18 protein-coding genes and 1 riboswitch are annotated in these 18,385 nt (G+C 73.1%); of the genes, 9 read left to right on the top strand and 9 right to left on the bottom strand.

Translation table 11 applies throughout. The features are described from left to right. The first annotated feature begins 5 nt into the window (after positions 1-5). Both FHU33_RS01460 and FHU33_RS24720 read left to right on the top strand, forming a co-directional pair. On the top strand, positions 6-899 hold the full coding sequence (locus tag FHU33_RS01460) for a mechanosensitive ion channel family protein (protein ID WP_142023748.1): 894 nt from the start codon (positions 6-8) through the stop codon (positions 897-899). Next, complete coding sequence (locus FHU33_RS24720; RefSeq protein WP_170182284.1) at positions 896-1,384, top strand: Rv3103c transmembrane domain-containing protein; 489 nt, start codon at positions 896-898, stop codon at positions 1,382-1,384. The genes FHU33_RS01460 and FHU33_RS24720 overlap by 4 nt, the downstream gene beginning before the upstream one ends. A gap of 3 nt (positions 1,385-1,387) precedes the next feature. Here the strand turns inward: FHU33_RS24720 and FHU33_RS01450 are convergent, their stop codons facing one another. Then, a complete protein-coding gene (locus FHU33_RS01450; RefSeq protein WP_142023747.1) occupies positions 1,388-2,416 on the bottom strand; it encodes a zinc-dependent alcohol dehydrogenase family protein in 1,029 nt (342 codons plus the stop codon). Positions 2,417-2,450: 34 nt separating this feature from the next. Between FHU33_RS01450 and FHU33_RS01445 the strand changes: the two genes are divergently transcribed. The 6 genes from FHU33_RS01445 (at position 2,451) to FHU33_RS01420 (ending at position 9,214) form a co-directional block, all read left to right on the top strand. Continuing rightward, entirely contained in the window at positions 2,451-3,158 is a 708-nt protein-coding gene (locus tag FHU33_RS01445) for a hypothetical protein (protein WP_142023746.1), read from the top strand. 46 nt (positions 3,159-3,204) lie between these two features. Then, entirely contained in the window at positions 3,205-4,263 is a 1,059-nt protein-coding gene (locus tag FHU33_RS01440; protein ID WP_142023745.1) for a threonine aldolase family protein, read from the top strand. 51 nt (positions 4,264-4,314) lie between these two features. Next, positions 4,315-4,431, top strand: a riboswitch (SAM riboswitch). Between the two features lie 44 nt (positions 4,432-4,475). Further along, on the top strand, positions 4,476-5,768 hold the full coding sequence (locus FHU33_RS01435) for a bifunctional o-acetylhomoserine/o-acetylserine sulfhydrylase (RefSeq protein WP_142023744.1): 1,293 nt from the start codon (positions 4,476-4,478) through the stop codon (positions 5,766-5,768). 19 nt (positions 5,769-5,787) lie between these two features. Continuing rightward, entirely contained in the window at positions 5,788-6,858 is a 1,071-nt protein-coding gene (metX, locus tag FHU33_RS01430) for a homoserine O-acetyltransferase MetX (RefSeq protein ID WP_142023743.1), read from the top strand. A gap of 354 nt (positions 6,859-7,212) precedes the next feature. Further along, positions 7,213-7,710, top strand: a complete 498-nt coding sequence (locus FHU33_RS01425) for a hypothetical protein (protein ID WP_142023742.1) — start codon at positions 7,213-7,215, stop codon at positions 7,708-7,710. Between the two features lie 298 nt (positions 7,711-8,008). Then, positions 8,009-9,214 carry a cysteine desulfurase-like protein gene (locus FHU33_RS01420; RefSeq protein ID WP_142023741.1) on the top strand — a complete coding sequence of 402 codons (1,206 nt, stop codon included), beginning with the start codon at positions 8,009-8,011 and terminating at the stop codon, positions 9,212-9,214. A 9-nt stretch (positions 9,215-9,223) separates the two neighbouring features. Here the strand turns inward: FHU33_RS01420 and FHU33_RS01415 are convergent, their stop codons facing one another. The 3 genes from FHU33_RS01415 to FHU33_RS24715 form a co-directional block, all read right to left on the bottom strand. Beyond that, positions 9,224-9,802 carry a gamma carbonic anhydrase family protein gene (locus tag FHU33_RS01415; protein ID WP_142023740.1) on the bottom strand — a complete coding sequence of 193 codons (579 nt, stop codon included), beginning with the start codon at positions 9,800-9,802 and terminating at the stop codon, positions 9,224-9,226. A gap of 14 nt (positions 9,803-9,816) precedes the next feature. Next, positions 9,817-11,166: an NADP-specific glutamate dehydrogenase gene (gene gdhA / locus FHU33_RS01410; protein WP_211354965.1), complete on the bottom strand. Its 1,350-nt coding sequence runs from the start codon at positions 11,164-11,166 to the stop codon at positions 9,817-9,819. A 62-nt stretch (positions 11,167-11,228) separates the two neighbouring features. Next, entirely contained in the window at positions 11,229-11,402 is a 174-nt protein-coding gene (locus tag FHU33_RS24715; protein WP_170182283.1) for a hypothetical protein, read from the bottom strand. A 99-nt stretch (positions 11,403-11,501) separates the two neighbouring features. Between FHU33_RS24715 and FHU33_RS01405 the strand changes: the two genes are divergently transcribed. After that, a complete protein-coding gene (locus FHU33_RS01405; RefSeq protein ID WP_211354964.1) occupies positions 11,502-12,080 on the top strand; it encodes a YdeI/OmpD-associated family protein in 579 nt (192 codons plus the stop codon). A gap of 11 nt (positions 12,081-12,091) precedes the next feature. Here FHU33_RS01405 and FHU33_RS01400 read toward each other — a convergent pair whose 3' ends face one another. From FHU33_RS01400 to FHU33_RS01380, 5 genes are all read right to left on the bottom strand, one after another. Continuing rightward, positions 12,092-13,558, bottom strand: coding sequence for an APC family permease (locus FHU33_RS01400; protein WP_142023738.1), 1,467 nt, complete (start codon positions 13,556-13,558; stop codon positions 12,092-12,094). 29 nt (positions 13,559-13,587) lie between these two features. Beyond that, entirely contained in the window at positions 13,588-14,604 is a 1,017-nt protein-coding gene (locus FHU33_RS01395) for a C40 family peptidase (RefSeq protein WP_142023737.1), read from the bottom strand. Positions 14,605-14,887: 283 nt separating this feature from the next. Next, positions 14,888-15,190, bottom strand: coding sequence for a hypothetical protein (locus FHU33_RS01390; protein ID WP_142023736.1), 303 nt, complete (start codon positions 15,188-15,190; stop codon positions 14,888-14,890). A 294-nt stretch (positions 15,191-15,484) separates the two neighbouring features. Then, positions 15,485-16,873, bottom strand: coding sequence for a metallopeptidase TldD-related protein (locus FHU33_RS01385; RefSeq protein ID WP_142023735.1), 1,389 nt, complete (start codon positions 16,871-16,873; stop codon positions 15,485-15,487). Further along, positions 16,870-18,381, bottom strand: coding sequence for a TldD/PmbA family protein (locus tag FHU33_RS01380; protein WP_142023734.1), 1,512 nt, complete (start codon positions 18,379-18,381; stop codon positions 16,870-16,872). Before FHU33_RS01380 ends, FHU33_RS01385 begins: the two co-directional genes overlap by 4 nt. Positions 18,382-18,385: the final 4 nt, after the last annotated feature.

Raw genomic sequence — 18,385 nt, 5'->3', positions numbered from 1 at the left:
GTGGCATGGACGCGCTGATCGAGCTGCGGGACTGGCTGTCCGGCCGCGGTCTCGAGGTCGTGCTCATCATCCTCGGCTCGGTGCTGCTCGCCCGGCTCGTCTCGTGGGCCGGCGGCCGCATCACCGACCGCATCGACGCCCGGTACACCGGCGGTGACGCCCTCGTCCGTACCGAGGCCGCCAAGCACCGGCACTCCCTCACCCAGGTGCTCACCTGGGCCGCCATCGTCCTCATCTACTCGATCGCGGTGTTCTTCGTGCTCGACCGGCTGGGAGTGCCGATCACCGGCCTGGTCGCCCCGGCGACCGTGCTGGGCGTCGGGCTCGGCTTCGGCGCGCAGCGGATCGTCGGCGACGTCCTGGCCGGGTTCTTCATCATCACCGAGCGCCAGTACGGCTTCGGCGACGTCGTCGCGATCCAGGTCGTGGGCGGGATGGATCCCGCCACGGGCACCGTGGAGGACGTGACGCTGCGGATCACCCGGCTGCGCTCCGCCGACGGCGAGGTCGTCACCGTGCCCAACGGGCAGATCGTCAAGGTGATCAACCTGTCCCGCGACTGGGCGCGGGCGGTCGTCGACGTCCCCGTCCCGACCAGCGTCGACGTCAACCGCGCCAACGAGGTGCTGCGCGAGGTGGGCCGGGAGGCCTTCCGCGATCCCGCGCTGCGCCCCCTGCTGCTCGACCCGCCCAGCGTGATGGGCGTGGAGAGCCTCGGCCTCGACCAGGTGAACGTCCGCATGGTGGCCCGCACGCTGCCCGGCAAGCAGTTCGACGTCGGCCGTGACCTGCGCGCCCGCGTCGTCCTGGCGTTCCGCGCGCAGGGGATGAAGGTGGAGCCGCCGACGACCGTCGGGATGTCCGCCGACGGCGATCGCACGCAGGAGGGCGATTCGTGAACGAGCCCGACCGGCAACCCACGCTCCAGCAACCCGAGGTCGCCGCCGATGCGAGCACGGCTCGCCCGCGGTCCCCGTGGCATCCCTCGCGGATCCCGTCGCACCTGGGGCGGGCGCGGACGTCGACCGTCGTCCTGAGCCTGCTGTTCCTGGCGATCGGCACCCTCTGGCTGCAGATCCGCCCCGATCCGGACCGGCCGTCGACGGCCGGGACCGGCACGGAGCAGCCCGCGGTCGAGACCACGCCCGCCCCGGAGACGACGCCCCCGGAGGAGACGACCGATCCGGCGCCGTCCACCGCCCCCACGCCGTCGACCGGCCCCACGTCGACCCCGACACGGACGCCCACCGGCACCCCCACCGGCACCCCCGACGGAACCCCCGACGGAACGACGACGCCGGAGGAGACGACGGACGAGGACACCCCGACGACGTCGGCGCCCAGCCTGCCGACCGAGACCGGGACGGGCAGTGCGCCTGGCTGACGCCTAGAACGAGGTGACGACGGCGATGCCCGGGCGGCGGCCCACGTCGGCCAGGGCGGGGGCGGACTCGTCGAGCGCGAGCGTGCGGGTGACTAGCCGACCGGGGTCGAGCCGGCCGGCGGCGATGAGGCCGAGCAGCCCGGGATAGGCGTGCGCGGCCATGCCGTGACTGCCCAGGACCTCGAGCTCGAGGGCGATGACCCGCTCCATCGGCACCTCGGCGCGCCCCTGCTCCGGCGGCAGCAGGCCCACCTGCACGTGCCGCCCGCGGGGACGCAGGCTGCGGAGGGAGTTCCCGCAGGTGACGGGTGCGCCCAGGGCGTCCAGCGAGACGTGCGCACCGCCCGCGGTGAGGTCCTGGACCGCGACCGGCACGTCGGCCCCGCCGTCCACGGTGTGCTCGGCACCGAGCTGCCGGGCGAGGTCGAGCGCGGCGGCCGAGACGTCGATCGCCACGACCCGTGCGCCGGCGGCCACCGCGATCTGCACCGCGGAGAGACCGACCCCACCACAGCCGTGCACCGCGACCCACTCCCCCGGGCGCACCCGGCCGATCTGCGTGACGGCCCGGAAGGCAGTGGCGTAACGGCAGCCCAGGGCCGCCGCAGTGGTCAGGTCGAGCTCCTCCGGGACGGCGACCAGGTTGACGTCGGCCGCGTCCAGGGCGACGAACTCCGCCAGCGAACCCCAGTGGGTGAAGCCGGGCTGGGTCTGGTGGGCGCACACCTGGTGGTCGCCGGCCGCGCACTGGGCGCACCGGCCGCAGGCGTTGACGAACGGCACGGTCACCCGGTCGCCGACCCGCCAGCGGCGGATTCCCCCGCCGACCGCCTCGACAGTGCCGGCCAGCTCGTGCCCGGGCACGTGCGGCAGGACGACGTCGGCATCGTGCCCCTGCCAGGCGTGCCAGTCGCTGCGGCAGATCCCGCTGGCGGCCACCCGGACGACGACGCCTCCGGGCGCGGGGTCGGGGACGGGCACCTCCTGCACCGACAGCGGACCGGCGAAGGACTCGAAGACCAGGGCGCGCACGGTGCCAGCCTGCCCGGCGCCTACCATCGCCCGGATGCCGACCCTCACCGTCGCCGGGCGCTTCTGCGGTCCACCCGGCACCGCCAACGGCGGCTACCTGGCCGGCCGGCTGGCGGCGCTGACCGACTCGAGCACCGTGAGCGTGCGGCTGCGCCGGCCCACTCCGCTGGACCGGCCCCTCGACGTCCGTCCCGCGGGGACCGGCGTGGAGCTCCTGGACGGCGACGAGGTGCTGGCCGTCGCGACACCGGCCGAGCTCGACCTCGAGGTCCCGGCCGCGCCGTCCCCCGCCGAGGCGGCGGCCGCGCAGGCCGCGCTGCCGCCGCGGACGGGGCATCCCTTCCCCCGGTGCTTCGGCTGCGGGCCCGAGCGCACGCCCGGCGAGGCCGTCGCCGTGTTCGTCGGACCGCTCCCGGACCGGCCCGACCTCTGGGCCGGAGTCTTCCGGCCCACCGCCGAGCTGCCCTCGTCGGACGGCGCCGCCGCACCGGAGACGGTCTGGGCGGCGCTGGACTGTCCGTCGTTCCAGCCGATCGCGCCACTGGACTCGTTACCCCACCTGCTCGGGACCATCACCGCGCGCCAGGACACCCCGGTGCGGCTGGACACCGACCACGTCGTCTTGTCCTGGGTGATCGGCCGCGAGGGGCGCCGGTCCACGACGGCGTCGGCGCTGATCGGCCCCGACGGCGAGGTGTGCGCCCGGGCGCAGGCACTCTGGTTCGCGATGCCGCCGTCCTGAGGCGGGTGTTTCACGTGGGACATCGACGCCGGACAGACTGACCGGCGTGGACGATCTGGACACCCTCCGCCGGACCTGCGACCGCGCGCTCGCCGGACACGGCCCGCAGCGCGCAGCCGACCTGCTCGCGACCATCCCGGCCGACACCGATCCCGACCGCTACGGCGACGGCGGCGTGGTCGCCGAACTGGAGGCGGAGGTCGCGGCGCTGCTCGGGCAGCCCGCTGCCGTGTACCTGCCCAGCGGAACGATGGCCCAGCAGGCGGCACTGCGGGTGCACGCCGACCGGCGCGGCCGGCGCACCGTGCTCTTCCATCCCGAGAGCCACCTCGACCGGCACGAGGGTCGCGCGCTGGAACGGCTGCAGGGTCTGGTCGGCCGGCCGGTGGGGGACCGCTACCGGCTGCTGCTGCGCCATGACCTGGACGCCGTCGCCGAGGCGCCGGCCGCCCTGCTCGTCGAGCTGCCGCAGCGGGACCTCGGCGGTCAGCTGCCGCCCTGGGACGACCTGGTCGCCCAGGTCGCCTGGGCGCGCGAGCGCGGCGCCGCGGCGCACCTGGACGGTGCACGCCTGTGGGAGGCGGCCGCGGGGTACGGACGCACCCCGGCGGAGGTGGCGGGGCTGTTCGACACCACCTACGTCAGCTTCTACAAGGGCATCGGAGCGCTCGCCGGGTGCTGCCTGGCCGGTCCGGTCGACGTCGTCGCCGAGGTCCGGGAGTGGCGGCGGCGGATGGGCGGCACACTGTTCGGCCTGTGGCCCGGCGCGGCCTCGGCGCTGACGTGCCTGCGCCGGCGCCTGCCGTTGATGCCGGCCTACCTGGAGCGGGCGCGGGAGATCGCCGCGGCGGTGCGCGACCTGCCCGGCGTGGCCGTCGTCCCGGATCCGCCGCAGACGCCGATGCTGCACCTGCTGCTGCGCACCGGTGCCGAGGACTTCCGGACCGCGGCACGGGCGCTGGCCGAGGACGGGCTGTGGACCTGGGAGCGGTCGATGGCGACGGTCGACCCGGCCGTCCAGCGGGTCGAGCTGCCGGTCGGCGACGCCACCATGGCGCTGTCGCTCCCGGAGATCCGGCGCGGGATCGCGACGCTCGCCGGCTGACCGTCGAGGGCCCCGTGCAGCCCGGCGAGTCGGCGTCCTAGGATCGGAACGGCTCACGAGAGGCAGCGACAAGCACCTGGCTGGCTGCCCGGCAACCTCTACTCCGTCTGAGGTGCTCCCAGGGGAAGAGCCGGCCGGGCGGCGTCCGTCGTCCGGCAAGGACGGAGTTCCTGCGCGCCGCGGGCTCTCCGCGAGCGAAGAGGAGACGGCGCATGACCGACCCGCAGAGCTGGAGCTTCGAGACCCGGCAGATCCACGCCGGCACGAGCCCCGACCCCACGACCGGAGCCCGCGCGCTGCCCATCTACGCGACCACCGCGTACCAGTTCCGCGACAGCCAGCACGCCGCGGACCTGTTCGCGCTGGCCGAGATGGGCAACATCTACACGCGGATCATGAACCCGACGCAGGACGCGCTCGAGCAGCGCGTGGCCTCGCTCGAGGGCGGTGTCGCCGCGCTCGCCGTCGCGTCGGGGCAGTCGGCGACGACGCTCGCGCTCCTGAACGTCGCCGAGGCCGGCGACCACGTCGTCGCGTCGGCCTCGCTGTACGGCGGGACCTACAACCTGCTGCACCACTCGCTGCCCAAGCTCGGCGTCACGGTCTCCTTCGTGGAGGACCCCGACGACCCCGAGGCGTGGCAGTCGCTGGTCCGGGAGAACACCAAGGCGTTCTTCGGCGAGTCCATCGGCAACCCGAAGGGCGACGTCCTCGACATCGAGCAGATCGCCGACGTCGCGCACCGCAACGGCGTCCCGCTGATCGTGGACAACACCATCGCCACGCCGTTCCTCATCCGGCCCTTCGAGTTCGGTGCCGACGTCGTGGTGCACTCCGCGACCAAGTACCTCGGCGGGCACGGCACCGCGATCGCGGGGCTGATCGTGGACGCCGGGACGTTCGACTGGACCGGCGGGAAGTTCCCCGGCTTCACCACGCCGGACCCGACGTACAACGGCGTGGTCTACGCCGATCTCGGGGCGCCGGCCTACGCGCTGAAGGCCCGGGTGCAGCTGCTGCGCGACCTCGGCCCGGCCCTCTCGCCGTTCAACGCGTTCCTGGTCGTCCAGGGGATCGAGACGCTGTCGCTGCGCATGGAGCGGCACGTGCAGAACACCGTGCGCGTCGCGGAGTTCCTCGAGGCGCACGACGAGGTGGACCGGGTGAACTACCCGGTCCTGGCGTCCTCGCCGTGGCACGCGGCGCAGCAGAAGTACGCGCCGAAGGGCGCCGGCGCCGTGCTCACGTTCGAGCTGCACGGCGGCCGCGAGGCCGGCCAGCGGTTCGTCGAGGCCCTGGAGCTGCACAGCCACGTGGCCAACATCGGCGACGTGCGCAGCCTGGTCATCCACCCGGCCTCGACCACGCACTCGCAGCTGACCGCCGACGAGCAGCTCACCACCGGTGTGACGCCCGGCCTGGTGCGGCTGGCCGTCGGCCTGGAGGGCATCGAGGACATCCTCGCCGACCTCGAGGCCGGCTTCCGCGCCGCGAAGGCCGCCTGACCGAGCGGCGCAGCTGACGATGGGCGGGTGGGTCGAGGGGGATCCGGTGGGCGACCGGGTCGTCCTCGACCTGCCCGCGTTCTCCCCCGAGCGCGGCGGTGTCCTCCCGTCGGTCCGGGTCGCCTACGAGACCTGGGGCACGCTCGCGCCGGACGGCTCGAACGCGGTCCTGGTCGAGCACGCGCTCACCGGCGACAGCCACGTCGCCGGGCCGGCCGGTCCAGGCCACCCGACCCCCGGCTGGTGGGCCGGCCTGGTAGGCCCCGGCGCGCCGCTGGACACCGACCGGCTCTTCGTGGTCTGCGCCAACGTGCTCGGCGGCTGCCAGGGGACGACGGGGCCGTCGTCCCTCGACCCGGACGGCGTGCGCTGGGGCTCCCGCTTCCCCGAGGTGACCGTCGGCGACCAGGTACGGGTGGAGACGGCCCTGACCGACGCGCTCGGCATCGCCCGTTGGGCGTGCGTCGTCGGTGGCTCGATGGGTGGGATGCGGGCCCTGGAGTGGGCGGTGGCGATGCCCGACCGCGTGGCGACGCTGTTCTTCCTGGCGTCGGGGGCGGTGGCCACCGCCGACCAGATCGGCACCCAGACCACGCAGCAGGCCGCCGTCCGCGCCGATCCGCGCTGGGCCGGCGGCGACTACGACCTGTCCGACCCACCGGTGGACGGGCTGGGCGTCGCCCGCCGCATCGCCCACCTGACCTACCGCAGCGCCTTCGAGCTCGGCGAGCGCTTCGGCGCGACGGTGCAGGAGGACGGGCGGTTCGCCGTCGCCTCCTACCTGGAGCACCACGCGGGCAAGCTGGGCCGCCGGTTCGACGCCGGCAGCTACGTGCTGCTCACCGAGGCGATGAACAGCTGGGATGTCGGCCGCGGCCGGGGCGGGGTGGAGGCGGCGCTCTCCCGGGTGACGGCCCGGTCGGTGGTCGCGGGCGTGGACAGCGACCGGCTCTACCCGATCGAGCTGCAGCAGCAGGTCGCCGACGGCCTCGGGGTCCCGCTGCAGGTGATCTCCTCGCCGTACGGGCACGACGGCTTCCTCATCGAGACCGCCGCCGTCGGCCGACTCCTGCGCGACCTGCTCGCCTGATCCACGCGTCGGTACTCGCAGAGATTTGCAGCAGTCCACTCCCGCGGGACCTGCCGTTTCCCGGAGGGTCCCCACGCTGTCTCTTGCCGGTCGTGCCGTGCCGCGGCGAGCACGGTTACCGCTGCGCTCGACGGCTGTTCCGCGTGGGACGACTGAGACCCCATGGGGGTTATCCACAGGGAAAGATGTAGGCGAGGTTTCCCTCCTGTCGGAACGACCGGTCACACTCCTGGAGTGCTAGGTCGTCGTCGCGCCGCAGCCCCGAAGGAGCCGGAGGCTCCTCAGTGGTGCGCCTTCGTCGATGAGTCCATGCGAATCACCCCTGCGAATCAGGGCACCTACCTGCTGGTAGCCGTGGTCGTCGACACGGTCCGGATCGACGAGATCCGCCAAGTCCTCCGGTCGCTGCTCTACCGGCGGCAGGATCGGCTGCACTGGCGCGACGAAGAGGCTCCACGTCGCACGAAGATCGCCGAGGCCATCGGAGCGCTCGATCTTGCGGCCACCGTCGTGATCGGAACGCCGTTGGCCAAGTCGAAGCAAGAGCGCGCTCGGCGCAAGTGCCTGGAGACGCTTCTGCCGAACTTGGAAACCATGGGCGTCACCCGCGTCGTGATGGAGGAGCGCACCCGGAGCCTGGTCGAGTCGGACCGAAAGATGATCACGGCCGTGCGCGGTAAGCGGCTGATCACCGCAGGACTGCGGGTGGAGACAGCGAGACCGAAGGAGGAACCGATGCTGTGGCTCCCCGACTCCGTCGCCGGAGCCTTCGGAGCAGCGCGGGACCGCGGCAGAAGCGAGTGGCTGGAGTTGATCGGGCGCGTGGAGCAGATCGACGTCTCGACGCTCTGAGCGGGCCGCTCCTGACAGACGCGCCTCGGACAGCGCGAAGGCCGGGTCCCGTCGTCCGGCGGGGGTCCCGGCCTCACTTCCCACCGCCCTCAGGGGGTGAGCTGGTCCAAGCATGCCCGAAAATGGAACAAAAGCAACATTGATGGATCACCAGGTCGAGCGAGTTCAGTCAACACCGGGCAAGAACGTCGAGTGGGTTGCGGGCTACAGCTCAGGCGTTGACCCACCCTCTACATGACAGAGTTCCGCTACGCCGAGCAGATCTCGCGAGGACGGCCACCGGGATAGCGTCGGGGGCATGAGCTACGACGTCGCCGCCGTCCGGGCGCAGTTCCCGGCACTACGGGCGGGCACTGCCCACTTCGACGGCCCGGGGGGCACCCAGGTGCCCGAGCCGGTCGCGCGCGCCGTCGCCGACACCCTGACCGCGCCGATCGCCAACCGCGGCCGTGTCACCGCGGCGGAGCGGACGGCGGACGACGTCGTCGCGGGCGCCCGTCAGGCCCTGGCGGATCTGCTCGGCGCCGATCCGCGCGGCATCGTCTTCGGCCGCAGCGCCACGTCGCTCACCTTCGACGTCTCCCGGGCGCTGGCCGCCGGCTGGGGGTCGGGTGACGAGGTCGTCGTCTCCCGGCTCGACCACGACGCGAACGTGCGGCCCTGGGTGATCGCGGCCGAGCAGGCCGGCGCGACGGTGCGCTGGGCGGCGTTCGACCCGGCGACCGGCGAGCTCACCGCCGACGACGTCGCCGAGGTGCTGACCGAGCGGACCAGACTGGTCGCCGTCACCGGGGCGTCCAACCTGATCGGCACCCGGCCGCCGGTGGCCGAGATCGCCGAGCGGGTGCACGCCGTGGGCGCACTGCTCGCCGTCGACGGCGTCCACCTGACCGCGCACGCACCGGTGGACGTGCGCGCGCTGGGTGCGGACCTCTTCACCTGCTCGCCGTACAAGTTCCTCGGCCCGCACTGCGGCGTCCTGGCCGCCGACCCCGCCCTGCTCGAGTCGCTGGCACCGGCCAAGCTGCTGCCCTCGTCGGACGACGTCCCCGAGCGGTTCGAGCTCGGCACCCTGCCCTACGAGCTCATGGCCGGGACGACGGCGGCGATCGACTTCCTCGCCGGCCTGGCGCCCACGGACGGCAGCCGGCGCGAGCGGCTGCTGGCCGCGATGGCCGCGCTGGAGGAGTACGAGGACGGGCTGCGCGTGCACCTCGAGACGCAGCTGGCCACGCTGCCCGGCGTCCGGCTGTGGTCGAAGGCCGCGCAGCGGACGCCCACGCTGCTGCTCACCTTCGACGGGCGCGAGGCAGCCGACGCCTACCGCTTCCTCGCCGAGCGCGGGGTGAACGCACCGGCCGGCTCGTTCTACGCCATCGAGGCCAGCCGCTGGCTCGGGCTGGGCGACACCGGCGGCCTGCGGGTGGGGCTCGCGCCCTACAGCGACCGCGACGACGTCGACCGGCTGGTGGCCGGCCTGCGGGAGTGGCTCGCCGTCCGCTGAGCGCGGACGTCAGGCCAGCGCGTCCCCCGGCACCATCCCGGCCGGCGGCAGCGGACGCCGGACGACCGGGCGGACCTTGCGCGCCTCCGGCAGCCGGTCGTAGTACGCGGCCGCGTTGCCGCGGATGTGCAGCAGGTCGTCGTCGGTGGCCTCGCGGACGACCTTGGCGGGGACGCCGGCGATCACCGACCGGGGCGGGAACTGCTTGCCCTGGGTGACGACGGCCCCGGCGGCGACGATCGAGCCGGAGCCGATGTGCGCCCCGTTCATGACGACGCTGCCCATGCCGACCAGCACCTCGTCGTCGATCCGGGCACCGTGCAGCACGACCCGGTGCCCGACCGTCACGTTCCGGCCGACGACCAGGGGGAAGCCCGGGTCGCAGTGCAGCGTGCAGCCGTCCTGCACGTTGGAGCCCTCGCCGATCTCGATGGTCTCGTGGTCGGCGCGGGCGACGGCCCCGTACCAGATGCTCGCGCGCGGCCCCATGGTCACCGCGCCCACGACGACCGCCGTGGGCGCCACGAACGCGTCCTCGTCGATCTTCGGTGCGCCGAAGGGCAGTTCCGCGATGTAGTTGTCGGCCACGCCGTCCTCCTGTGTCAGATCAGCCCGTGCGCGTGCACGGCTTCGGCCACCTCGAGGAAGCCGGCCACGTTGGCGCCGAGCACCAGGTCGCCGGGCGACCCGTACTCGTCCGCGGTCTCGTGGCACCGCGCGTGGATGCTGCGCATGATCTCGGCCAGCTTGGCCTCGCTGTGCTCGAACGTCCACCGGTCCCGCGAGGCGTTCTGCTGCATCTCCAGCGCGGAGGTCGCCACGCCGCCGGCGTTGGCCGCCTTCCCGGGTGCGAAGGCCATCCCCGCCTCGCGGAACGCGTCCACGGCGTCCGGCGTCGCCGGCATGTTCGCGCCCTCCACCACGTAGCGGCAGCCGTTGCGCGCCAGGACCTGCGCGGCCGCGCCGTCCAGCTCGTTCTGGGTCGCGCTGGGCATGGCGACGTCGCAGGGGACGTCCCAGATGCTGCCGCCCGCCACGAAGGACGCCGACTCCACCCGGTCGGCGTAGTCGGCGATCCGGCCGCGCTCGACCTCCTTGACCTGCTTGAGCATCTCGAGGTCGATGCCCTTCTCGTCGACGACGTAGCCGGTGGAGTCAGAGCACGCCACCGCCGTCCCGCCGAGCTGGTGCACCTTCTCGATGCCGTAGACGGCGACGTTGCCCGAGCCGCTGATGACGACCCGCTTGCCGTCGAAGGACTCACCGCAGGCCGCCATCATCGCCTCGGCGAAGAACGCGGCCCCGTAGCCGGTGGCCTCGGTGCGCACCAGGGCACCGCCCCAGCCCAGCCCCTTGCCGGTCAGGACGCCGGACTCGTACCGGTTGGTGATCCGCTTGTACTGGCCGAACAGGTAGCCGATCTCGCGGGCACCCACGCCGATGTCACCGGCCGGGACGTCGGTGTACTCGCCGAGGTGCCGGTAGAGCTCGGTCATGAACGACTGGCAGAAGCGCATGACCTCGGCGTCCGACCGGCCCTTCGGATCGAAGTCCGAGCCGCCCTTGCCGCCGCCGATCGGCATCCCGGTGAGCGCGTTCTTGAAGATCTGCTCGAAGCCGAGGAACTTCACGATGCCCAGGTTCACCGACGGGTGGAACCGCAGGCCGCCCTTGTACGGCCCCAGTGCGGAGTTGAACTCCACCCGGAACCCGCGGTTGATCTGCACCTCGCCGGAGTCGTCCTGCCATGGCACCCGGAAGATGATCTGCCGCTCGGGCTCGCAGATGCGTTCGATCGTCTTCATCTCGGCGTACTCGCTGTGCCGGCCGAGGACGACGGCGAGGGACTCGAGTACCTCCCAGACGGCCTGGTGGAACTCCTGCTCGCCGGGGTTGCGTCGCAGCACCTCCGCGTAGATCTCCTGCACCTTCGCAGGCACGTCCACGTGCATCCCTGGCCTCCCGTACTGCCGATCGATGGTCGGACGTCAACGTACGCGGGGCGCCCGGCGGCTCAGGGCACGGCCTCCGCCGGCGCCGCCGGCACCTCCCCGGGCAGCTCGCGGGCCAGGAAGCCCTGTGGGCCGACGGACGACGCCGGCCGCTCGCCCGCCCGCCCGTGCAGGTACGCCGCCCAGATCCGCCGCACGAGCCACACCACCGACGGGCCAGGTCCCCGGTCGGTCACCCGCCACCCCTGTCCGCGCCGCACCCTGCGGTCACCGGGACGCCGGTAGCCGCGCCGGCGAGCGACGAAACTGTCGGCACCCGACGGCAGGATGGGCCCGTGACGCTGCCCACCGACCTCCCGGTGCTCGCCTTCGCCGACCAGGGCGCGCTCGAGGCATGGCTGGAGGCCGAGCACCTGACCGCTCCGGGGTTGTACGTGAAGCTGGCGAAGAAGGGCTCGGGCGTCCCGTCGATCAACTGGGAGCAGATGGTCGAGGTGCTGCTCTGCTTCGGCTGGATCGACGGGCGGGCCAACCGGCTGGACGACCGGTTCTACCTGCAGCGGATCACGCCGCGGCGTCCACGCAGCGTGTGGTCGCAGAAGAACGTCGCGACGGTGGAGCGGCTGATCGCCGAGGGGCGGATCCGACCCGCCGGGCTGGCCGCCGTCGAGGCGGCGAAGGCCGACGGGCGCTGGGAGCGCGCCTACGCCGGCCCCGCTACCGTCACCGTGCCCGACGACCTGGGCGCGGCCCTGGACGCCGAGCCTGCGGCCCGCGCGGCGTTCGACGGGCTCGACGGGCAGAACCGCTACGCCGTCCTCTGGCGGGTGCACACGGCGGCCACGCCGGCGACCCGGGCCAAGCGGATCGCCACCCTCGTGCAGATGCTCGGCGAGGGCCGCCGGCTGCACTGAGCGCACGGCGCTCAGGCGTCGTACGTGCTCGCCCGCTCGCGCCAGAAGGCCGTGTCCCGCCGTCGCCACCACAGCATCAGGACGACGCCCGCGGTCATGACCCCGACGCCGATCACCAGCGGCGGTCCGACGCCCAGCCACGCCTGCCCGGTGTAGGAGTTGTCCGCGTCGGCGAGGTCGCGCACCGAGAGCACGAGCAACCAGGCCAGCAGGCCGGCGCCGACCAGCGGGCCCACGCCCAGCAGCAGCAGGTCGCGCACGCTGCGCAGCAGTCGCCGGCGGAAGTAGACGGCGCAGGCCAGGCCGGTCAGCGCGTAGTACAGGGCGATGAGCAGCGACAGCCCGGTGATCGAGTCGTAGAGCGCGTTCTCGCTGATCAGGCCCACCACGACGTACCAGGCGATCCCGACGCCGGCGACCCACCACGTGGAGACGTCGGGCGTCCGGTGCGTGGGCGAGATCGAGGCGAACCGACGGGGCAGGGCGCCGCGGCGGGCCATGGACAGGCCGGTGCGGGAGGCGGGGATGATCGTCGTCTGCGTGGAGGCGATGGCCGAGGTGGCGACGGCGAGGAGGACCACCCAGTCCCACCCGCCGAGCGTCTCCGCCGAGAGCAGCGCGAAGACCGCCTCCTCCTCGTCGGCGTTCCCCGCCAGGAACCCGGTGCCGGCGAAGGAGACGACCGCGGTCGCCACGCCGAGGTAGGTCAGCAGCAGGACGACGGTGGAGAGCACGGCCGCCCGCCCGGGCGCCGTCCGCGGGTTCGTCGTCTCCTCGGTCAGGTTGACCGCGGATTCCCAGCCCCAGTAGGCGAACACGCCCAGCAGCAGGCCGCTGGTCAGTGCCGCCCCACCCGCGCCGAAGGGGTCCAGCCACTCCCAGGACGGGGTGAGCCCACCGAAGGGGCTGTCGCCCCGCAGGCCCCGGGTGACCGCGACGACGGCGAAGACGGCGAGCGCCGCCGTCTGGGCGAGGATCAGGCCGTTCTGCAGCCGCGCGGACACCTCGGTGCCGCGGACGCAGATCCAGGCCATGAGCAGGATCAGCCCGGCGGTCAGCCCCATGACCACCGGCGTCGACTCCGTCCAGCCGTCCAGTCCCGCGGCCAGCAGCGTGAAGCGGACGCCCACCTCCGCCAGGGAGCCCAGCACCAGGACGCCGGTCATGGTGATCGCCCAGCCACCGATCCATCCCGCCCACGGCCCCATCGCGCGGGTGACCCAGGAGAAGGTCGTCCCGCAGTCGGGGTCGACACGGTTGAGGGCCGCGAACGCACCGGCGATGAGCAGCATCGGCACGAACGAGGCCAGGAGCACGCCCGGGGCGTGCACGCCGACCAGGGCGACGACCGGCCCGAGGACGGCGGCCAGCGAGTACGCCGGGGAGGTGGCGGCCAGGCCGATCACCAGCCCGTCGAGGAACCCGACCGCGTCGGGCCGGAGCGTCGCCTCGGAGGGCGCGGCGGGTCGGACGGTCACGTCCGGATGGTGCCAGGCGGGGCGGGCGCTCAACCCAGGCGGACGCCGAACCGGAACCCGCGCTGGTCGACGCTGGTGACCGAGAGGGGGACGCCGTGGGTGCGGGCGTGCACGATCATCCCGTCGCCGATGTAGAGGGCCACGTGGCTGATGGGCGTGTAGTAGAAGACGAGGTCGCCGGGCTGCAGCTCCGCCCGGGAGACCTGGGTGCCGATCTGCGACTGGGCTCGGCTCGAGCGGGGCAGCGTGATCCCGGCCGCCGCGTACGCGTAGGAGGTCAGGCCGGAGCAGTCGAAGGCGTCCGGTCCGGAGGCCCCACTCACGTAACGGTCACCCACCTGCGCGAGCGCCGTCTCGATGGCCGCACCCGCGGCCCCGGGAGGCAGCGGCAGGTTCCGCGGCGCCTGCAGGGACCGTCCGGCCACGGCCGTGGTGAGGGCAGCCTGCTCGGCGGCCGACAGCCGGGCGAAGTCGGCCTGGTAGGCGGCGGCCTTCTGCTCGGCCTCGGCCTTCTGCGCCTGCAGCTGCTCGAGCCCGGCACGGGCGGCGGCGGCGGCCTGGTCGGCGGCCGTCTGCGCGTCCTGCGCGGCCTTCTGCGCGAGCGACGCCTCGGTGACGACGTCGTTGGTGTGCGCGGCGATCATGTCCAGCGTCGTCATCTGCTGGACGAGCTCCTCGGCGGAGGCACTGGTCAGGAACGCGGCCACCCGCGACTGGGTCTTTCCGGTGAACCCGCTCTGGGCGATCGCCCGGATCTGCGGTGCGAAGACGTCGAGTGCCTGCTGGGCCGCGGCGGCCTGTGCGGCGGCCGCGTCGGCGGCCTGCTGCTGAGCGGCCACGATCAGCTCGGCCTCGTGCAGCTGCTCGTCGATGACCGTCAGTTGCTGGGCGGTCTCCCGCATCAGCGCCTGTACCTGGGCCGACGTCGTCGGGTCGGCCGCGGCGGGCGACGGCGCGAGGACCCCGGTGGACGCCGCGACGAGCACGGCCCCCAGGGCGAGGACGGCACGGGACCGGCGCCGGGTCGTCGTGCGCGTGGACTGCACCGTCGGCCTCCGTCAGAGTGCGCCGGACCCGGGGAAGGGGCCTCGTTCCATGCGCGTCAGGACGGACCGTAAGGATTCGACATCGAGAAGTAGTGGGAGGCGCGCAGGTGCCCTGTCGTGGCCGCACCACGCCCGTCACACCCGCCACACGGGGAACACCCGCGACTTCATCGACGGCAGGTCCCCACATGAATGTGCGCCCAGGGCGCATTCCCGTGGTGGGAATGCGCCCTGGGCGCACATCGTCGCCCGCCGAGGACGACGGGCAGAAGTTGTCGAACGTTCAGCCGGCGAGGGGCTCCTGCGCCTGCAGGCCGGCCACGGTGTCGAGATCGCGGAGGATGGCAGCGAGCTCGTCGGCGGTCCACGCCTCGCAGCAGTCGCACTCGTCCTCGCCGTAGGTGGCGAGGCCGAGCTTTCCGCCGGCCTGGTCCTCGGCGATGGCGAGGTGCCCGGCGACGGGGTGGCGATGGCAGGCGCAGCCGGAGGCGCACAGCCCCAGACCCCAGCCGGAGATGACGACGGTGCGGCCGTCGTCCCGGACCTTGCCCACCTGGAAGACGGACGGCTTGCGACTCCTGCTCACGGAGCCCTCCCCTCGACGGTCCCGCGCGTTGTTCGCGACCCGTGTTGCACGTTGCGGATGACGTGAACGAGATATCGGCAGGATCCGGGTGGCGCTGAATGCCTGGCGCAGAGATTTCGTTCAGTTCAGGTTCGGCGGCATCGCCCCCGGGTACCGAGCGTAATCGGCTCTGCACGGGTCGTCGCCGTCATTACTCACCAGCGGTTGCGCGCAACGGTTGTGGGAATTACACCGGTCGGATTCGTTTCCGTGACGGGTGTGACGGAAGGGTTCGGACGGCCGACAAGGCGCCCCTCAACTGGCCGGACTGACGCTGCTCATGTTGAAGTCCGGCACCCGCAGCGGTGGCATCGCGCAGCGGGTGAACCAGTCGTTCCACTCCCGGGGCAGCGTGCGCTCGGTACGACCCGCCTGGACCGTCCGACCGAGCAGATCGACCGGCGACTCGTTGAAGCGGAAGTTGTTCACCGCCGCGGTCACCTCCCCGCCCTCGACGAGGAAGACGCCGTCGCGGGTCAGCCCGGTGAGCAGCAGGGTCTGCGGGTCCACCTCGCGGATGTACCAGAGGGTGGTCAGGAGCAGGCCGCGGTCGGTGGCGGCCAGCATCTCCTCCTGGGACGCCGTCGCCGTCGGGTCCTCGAGGATCAGGTTGTCCACGGCTGCCGTCGCCGGGGCGGTGGTCTTCAGCGCCCATGCCCGGGGCCGGATCAGGTTGGTGAGGGTGCCCTGCTCGATCCAGTTCACCGCCGGGGCGGCCATGCCGTTGTCGAAGACGGACGCCGATCCGGAGGAGGCGCCGACCACCTGGAAGGGCGCCGCTTCCAGGCCGGGCGCGTGCGGGTCGCTGCACAGGGTCAGCGGGAGCGCGGCCAGCCGCTCGCCCACCCGGTTGCCGCCGCCCGGCCTGGCGAAGACGTTGCGGCCCTCGTCGGCGTCCCGGGCCTCCATCGTCCAGTACAGGTAGATCATCAGGTCGCTGACCGCCGACGGCGGCAGCAGCGTCTCGTAGCGGCCGGCCGGCAGTTCCACCCGGCGCCGGGACCAGCCCATCTTCCGCTCGACGTCGGCCGCGAGGCCGGCCACCGAGACGTCCCGGAAGTCCCGCGTCCCCACGCCCGCCCAGACGGAGCGGCCGAAGTCCGGGCTCTTGCCGTTGAGCTCGACCCGGCCGGTGGGCTGGTCGTGCCGCAGCCGCAGACCGGTCGAGCTGCCGAGGTAGGTCGTGGCCATCCGGTGCTCGGCGAAGCCGAAGAGCAGCTCGTCGCGGTCACGGGCCTCGCCGAACGCCTGGCCGAGGTCGGGGGCGAAGTCGGTGAACACCCCGATCGACGTCTCGGCGGCCGGGGCGTCCCAGTCGCCGTTGCCGTCCGGGGCATCGCCGATCAGCGGAACGGCGTCCTCCGCGGGGCCGGCGTCCCGGGCGGCCTGCTCGCTCGCGGCGACCAGCTCGGCGACGTCCGGCGTGCCGGTGCGGGTGACGGTGCCGGCGGCCATGCCGGCGCCGCCGTCGACGAAGGAGATGACGACGACCTGGCGGGAGCGCATCGACCCGTTCGTCGTCAGGCTGTTGGCCGCCCAGCGCAGGTTGGCCCCGGAGCTCTCGACGACGAAGGCGATCTGGTCGTCGGCGGTCGAGGCGGCGAGGGCCTGCTCGACCAGCTCCTGCGGCTTCACGCGAGTCATCGCCCCGCCTCCTGCACCGTGTTCAGGATGTTCACGCCCTCGAACAGCGCCACCGGGCAGCCGTGGCTCACCGGGGCGACCTGACCGGGCTGGGCCTTGCCGCAGTTCATGGCCCCGCCGAGCACGTAGGTGTCCGGCCCGCCGACGACCGACATCGAGCCCCAGAAGTCCGTCGTCGTCGCCTGGTAGGCCACGTCGCGCAGCTGGCCGGCCAGCCGGCCCCCCTCGATGCGGTAGAACCGCTGACCGGTGAACTGGAAGTTGTAGCGCTGCATGTCGATCGACCAGCTCTTGTCGCCGACGACGTAGATGCCGTGCTCGACGCCGGCGATGAGTGCCTCGGTGGAGGGGCCGTCGGGGTCGGGGCGCAGCGAGACGTTGGCCATGCGCTGGACCGGCACGTGCCCGGGGCTGTCGGCGAACGCGCAGCCGTTCGACCGACCCAGCGCGCGCAGCCGGGCCATGTTGCGGTCGACCTGGTAGCCCACCAGCACGCCGTCCTTCACGATGTCCCACTGCTGGCCGGCGACGCCCTCGTCGTCCCAGCCCACCGTGGACAGCCCGTGCAGCGCCGTCCGGTCGCCGGTGACGTTCATCAGCGCCGAGCCGTACTGCAGCGTGCCGAGCTTGTCGACGGTGGCGAACGACGTCCCGGCGTAGGCCGCCTCGTAGCCGAGCGCCCGGTCGAGCTCGGTGGCGTGCCCGATGGACTCGTGGATGGTCAGCCACAGGTTCGACGGATCGACGACGAGGTCGTGCCGGCCGGCCTCGACCGACGGCGCCTTGGTCTTCTCGCGCAGCAGCTCGGGGATCTCGGCGAGCTCCGCGCGCCAGTCCCAGCCGGTGCCGGTCAGGTACTCCCAGCCACGGCCGACCGGCGGGGCCAGCGTGCGCATGCTCTCGAACGAGCCGGTCGCCCGGTCGACGGTCAGCGCGGTGAACTCCGGCTGGATGCGGATCCGCTGCTGTCGCGTGCGGGTGCCGGCGGTGTCGGCGTAGTACTTCTGCTCCTTGACGTGCATGCACCGCGTCTGCACGTGCTCGACGCCGTCGGCGGCGAGCAGCTGTTCGGAGAGGTCGGTCAGCAGGCCGGTCTTCTCCGGGTCCGGCACCTCGAAGGGGTCGACGTCGTAGGCGGAGACGAAGACGGCGTCGGGGTACACCGGCTCGGGCGCGAGCTCGACGGGATCGGTGTTGATGGCGGCGGACACCTGCGCCACGGCGACGGCCTCCTCGGCCAGCCGGACGGCCTCGGCCGCGGTGAGGACGACGCCGGCGGCGAAGCCCCACGTGCCCTCGTGCACGACGCGCACCGACAGGCCGAGGTCCTCCCCGTCGATGGAGGCCTCGGGCCGGGCGTCGCGCAGGCTGATCGTCTGGGTGCGGAGCCGCTCGACCCTGATGTCGGCGTGCTCGCAGCCGAGGTCGACGGCGCGGGTCAGCGCGGCGTCGGTGAGGGCGGACAGCGGGAGAGCGAGGAAGGACTCGTCGACGGAGCGTGCTGACACGCGC

Source organism: Blastococcus colisei (assembly GCF_006717095.1).
In the GTDB taxonomy this organism is placed as follows: domain Bacteria; phylum Actinomycetota; class Actinomycetes; order Mycobacteriales; family Geodermatophilaceae; genus Blastococcus_B; species Blastococcus_B colisei.
Note: the sequence above shows the minus strand (reverse complement) of the source record. Positions and strands in the feature narration are given on the sequence as shown.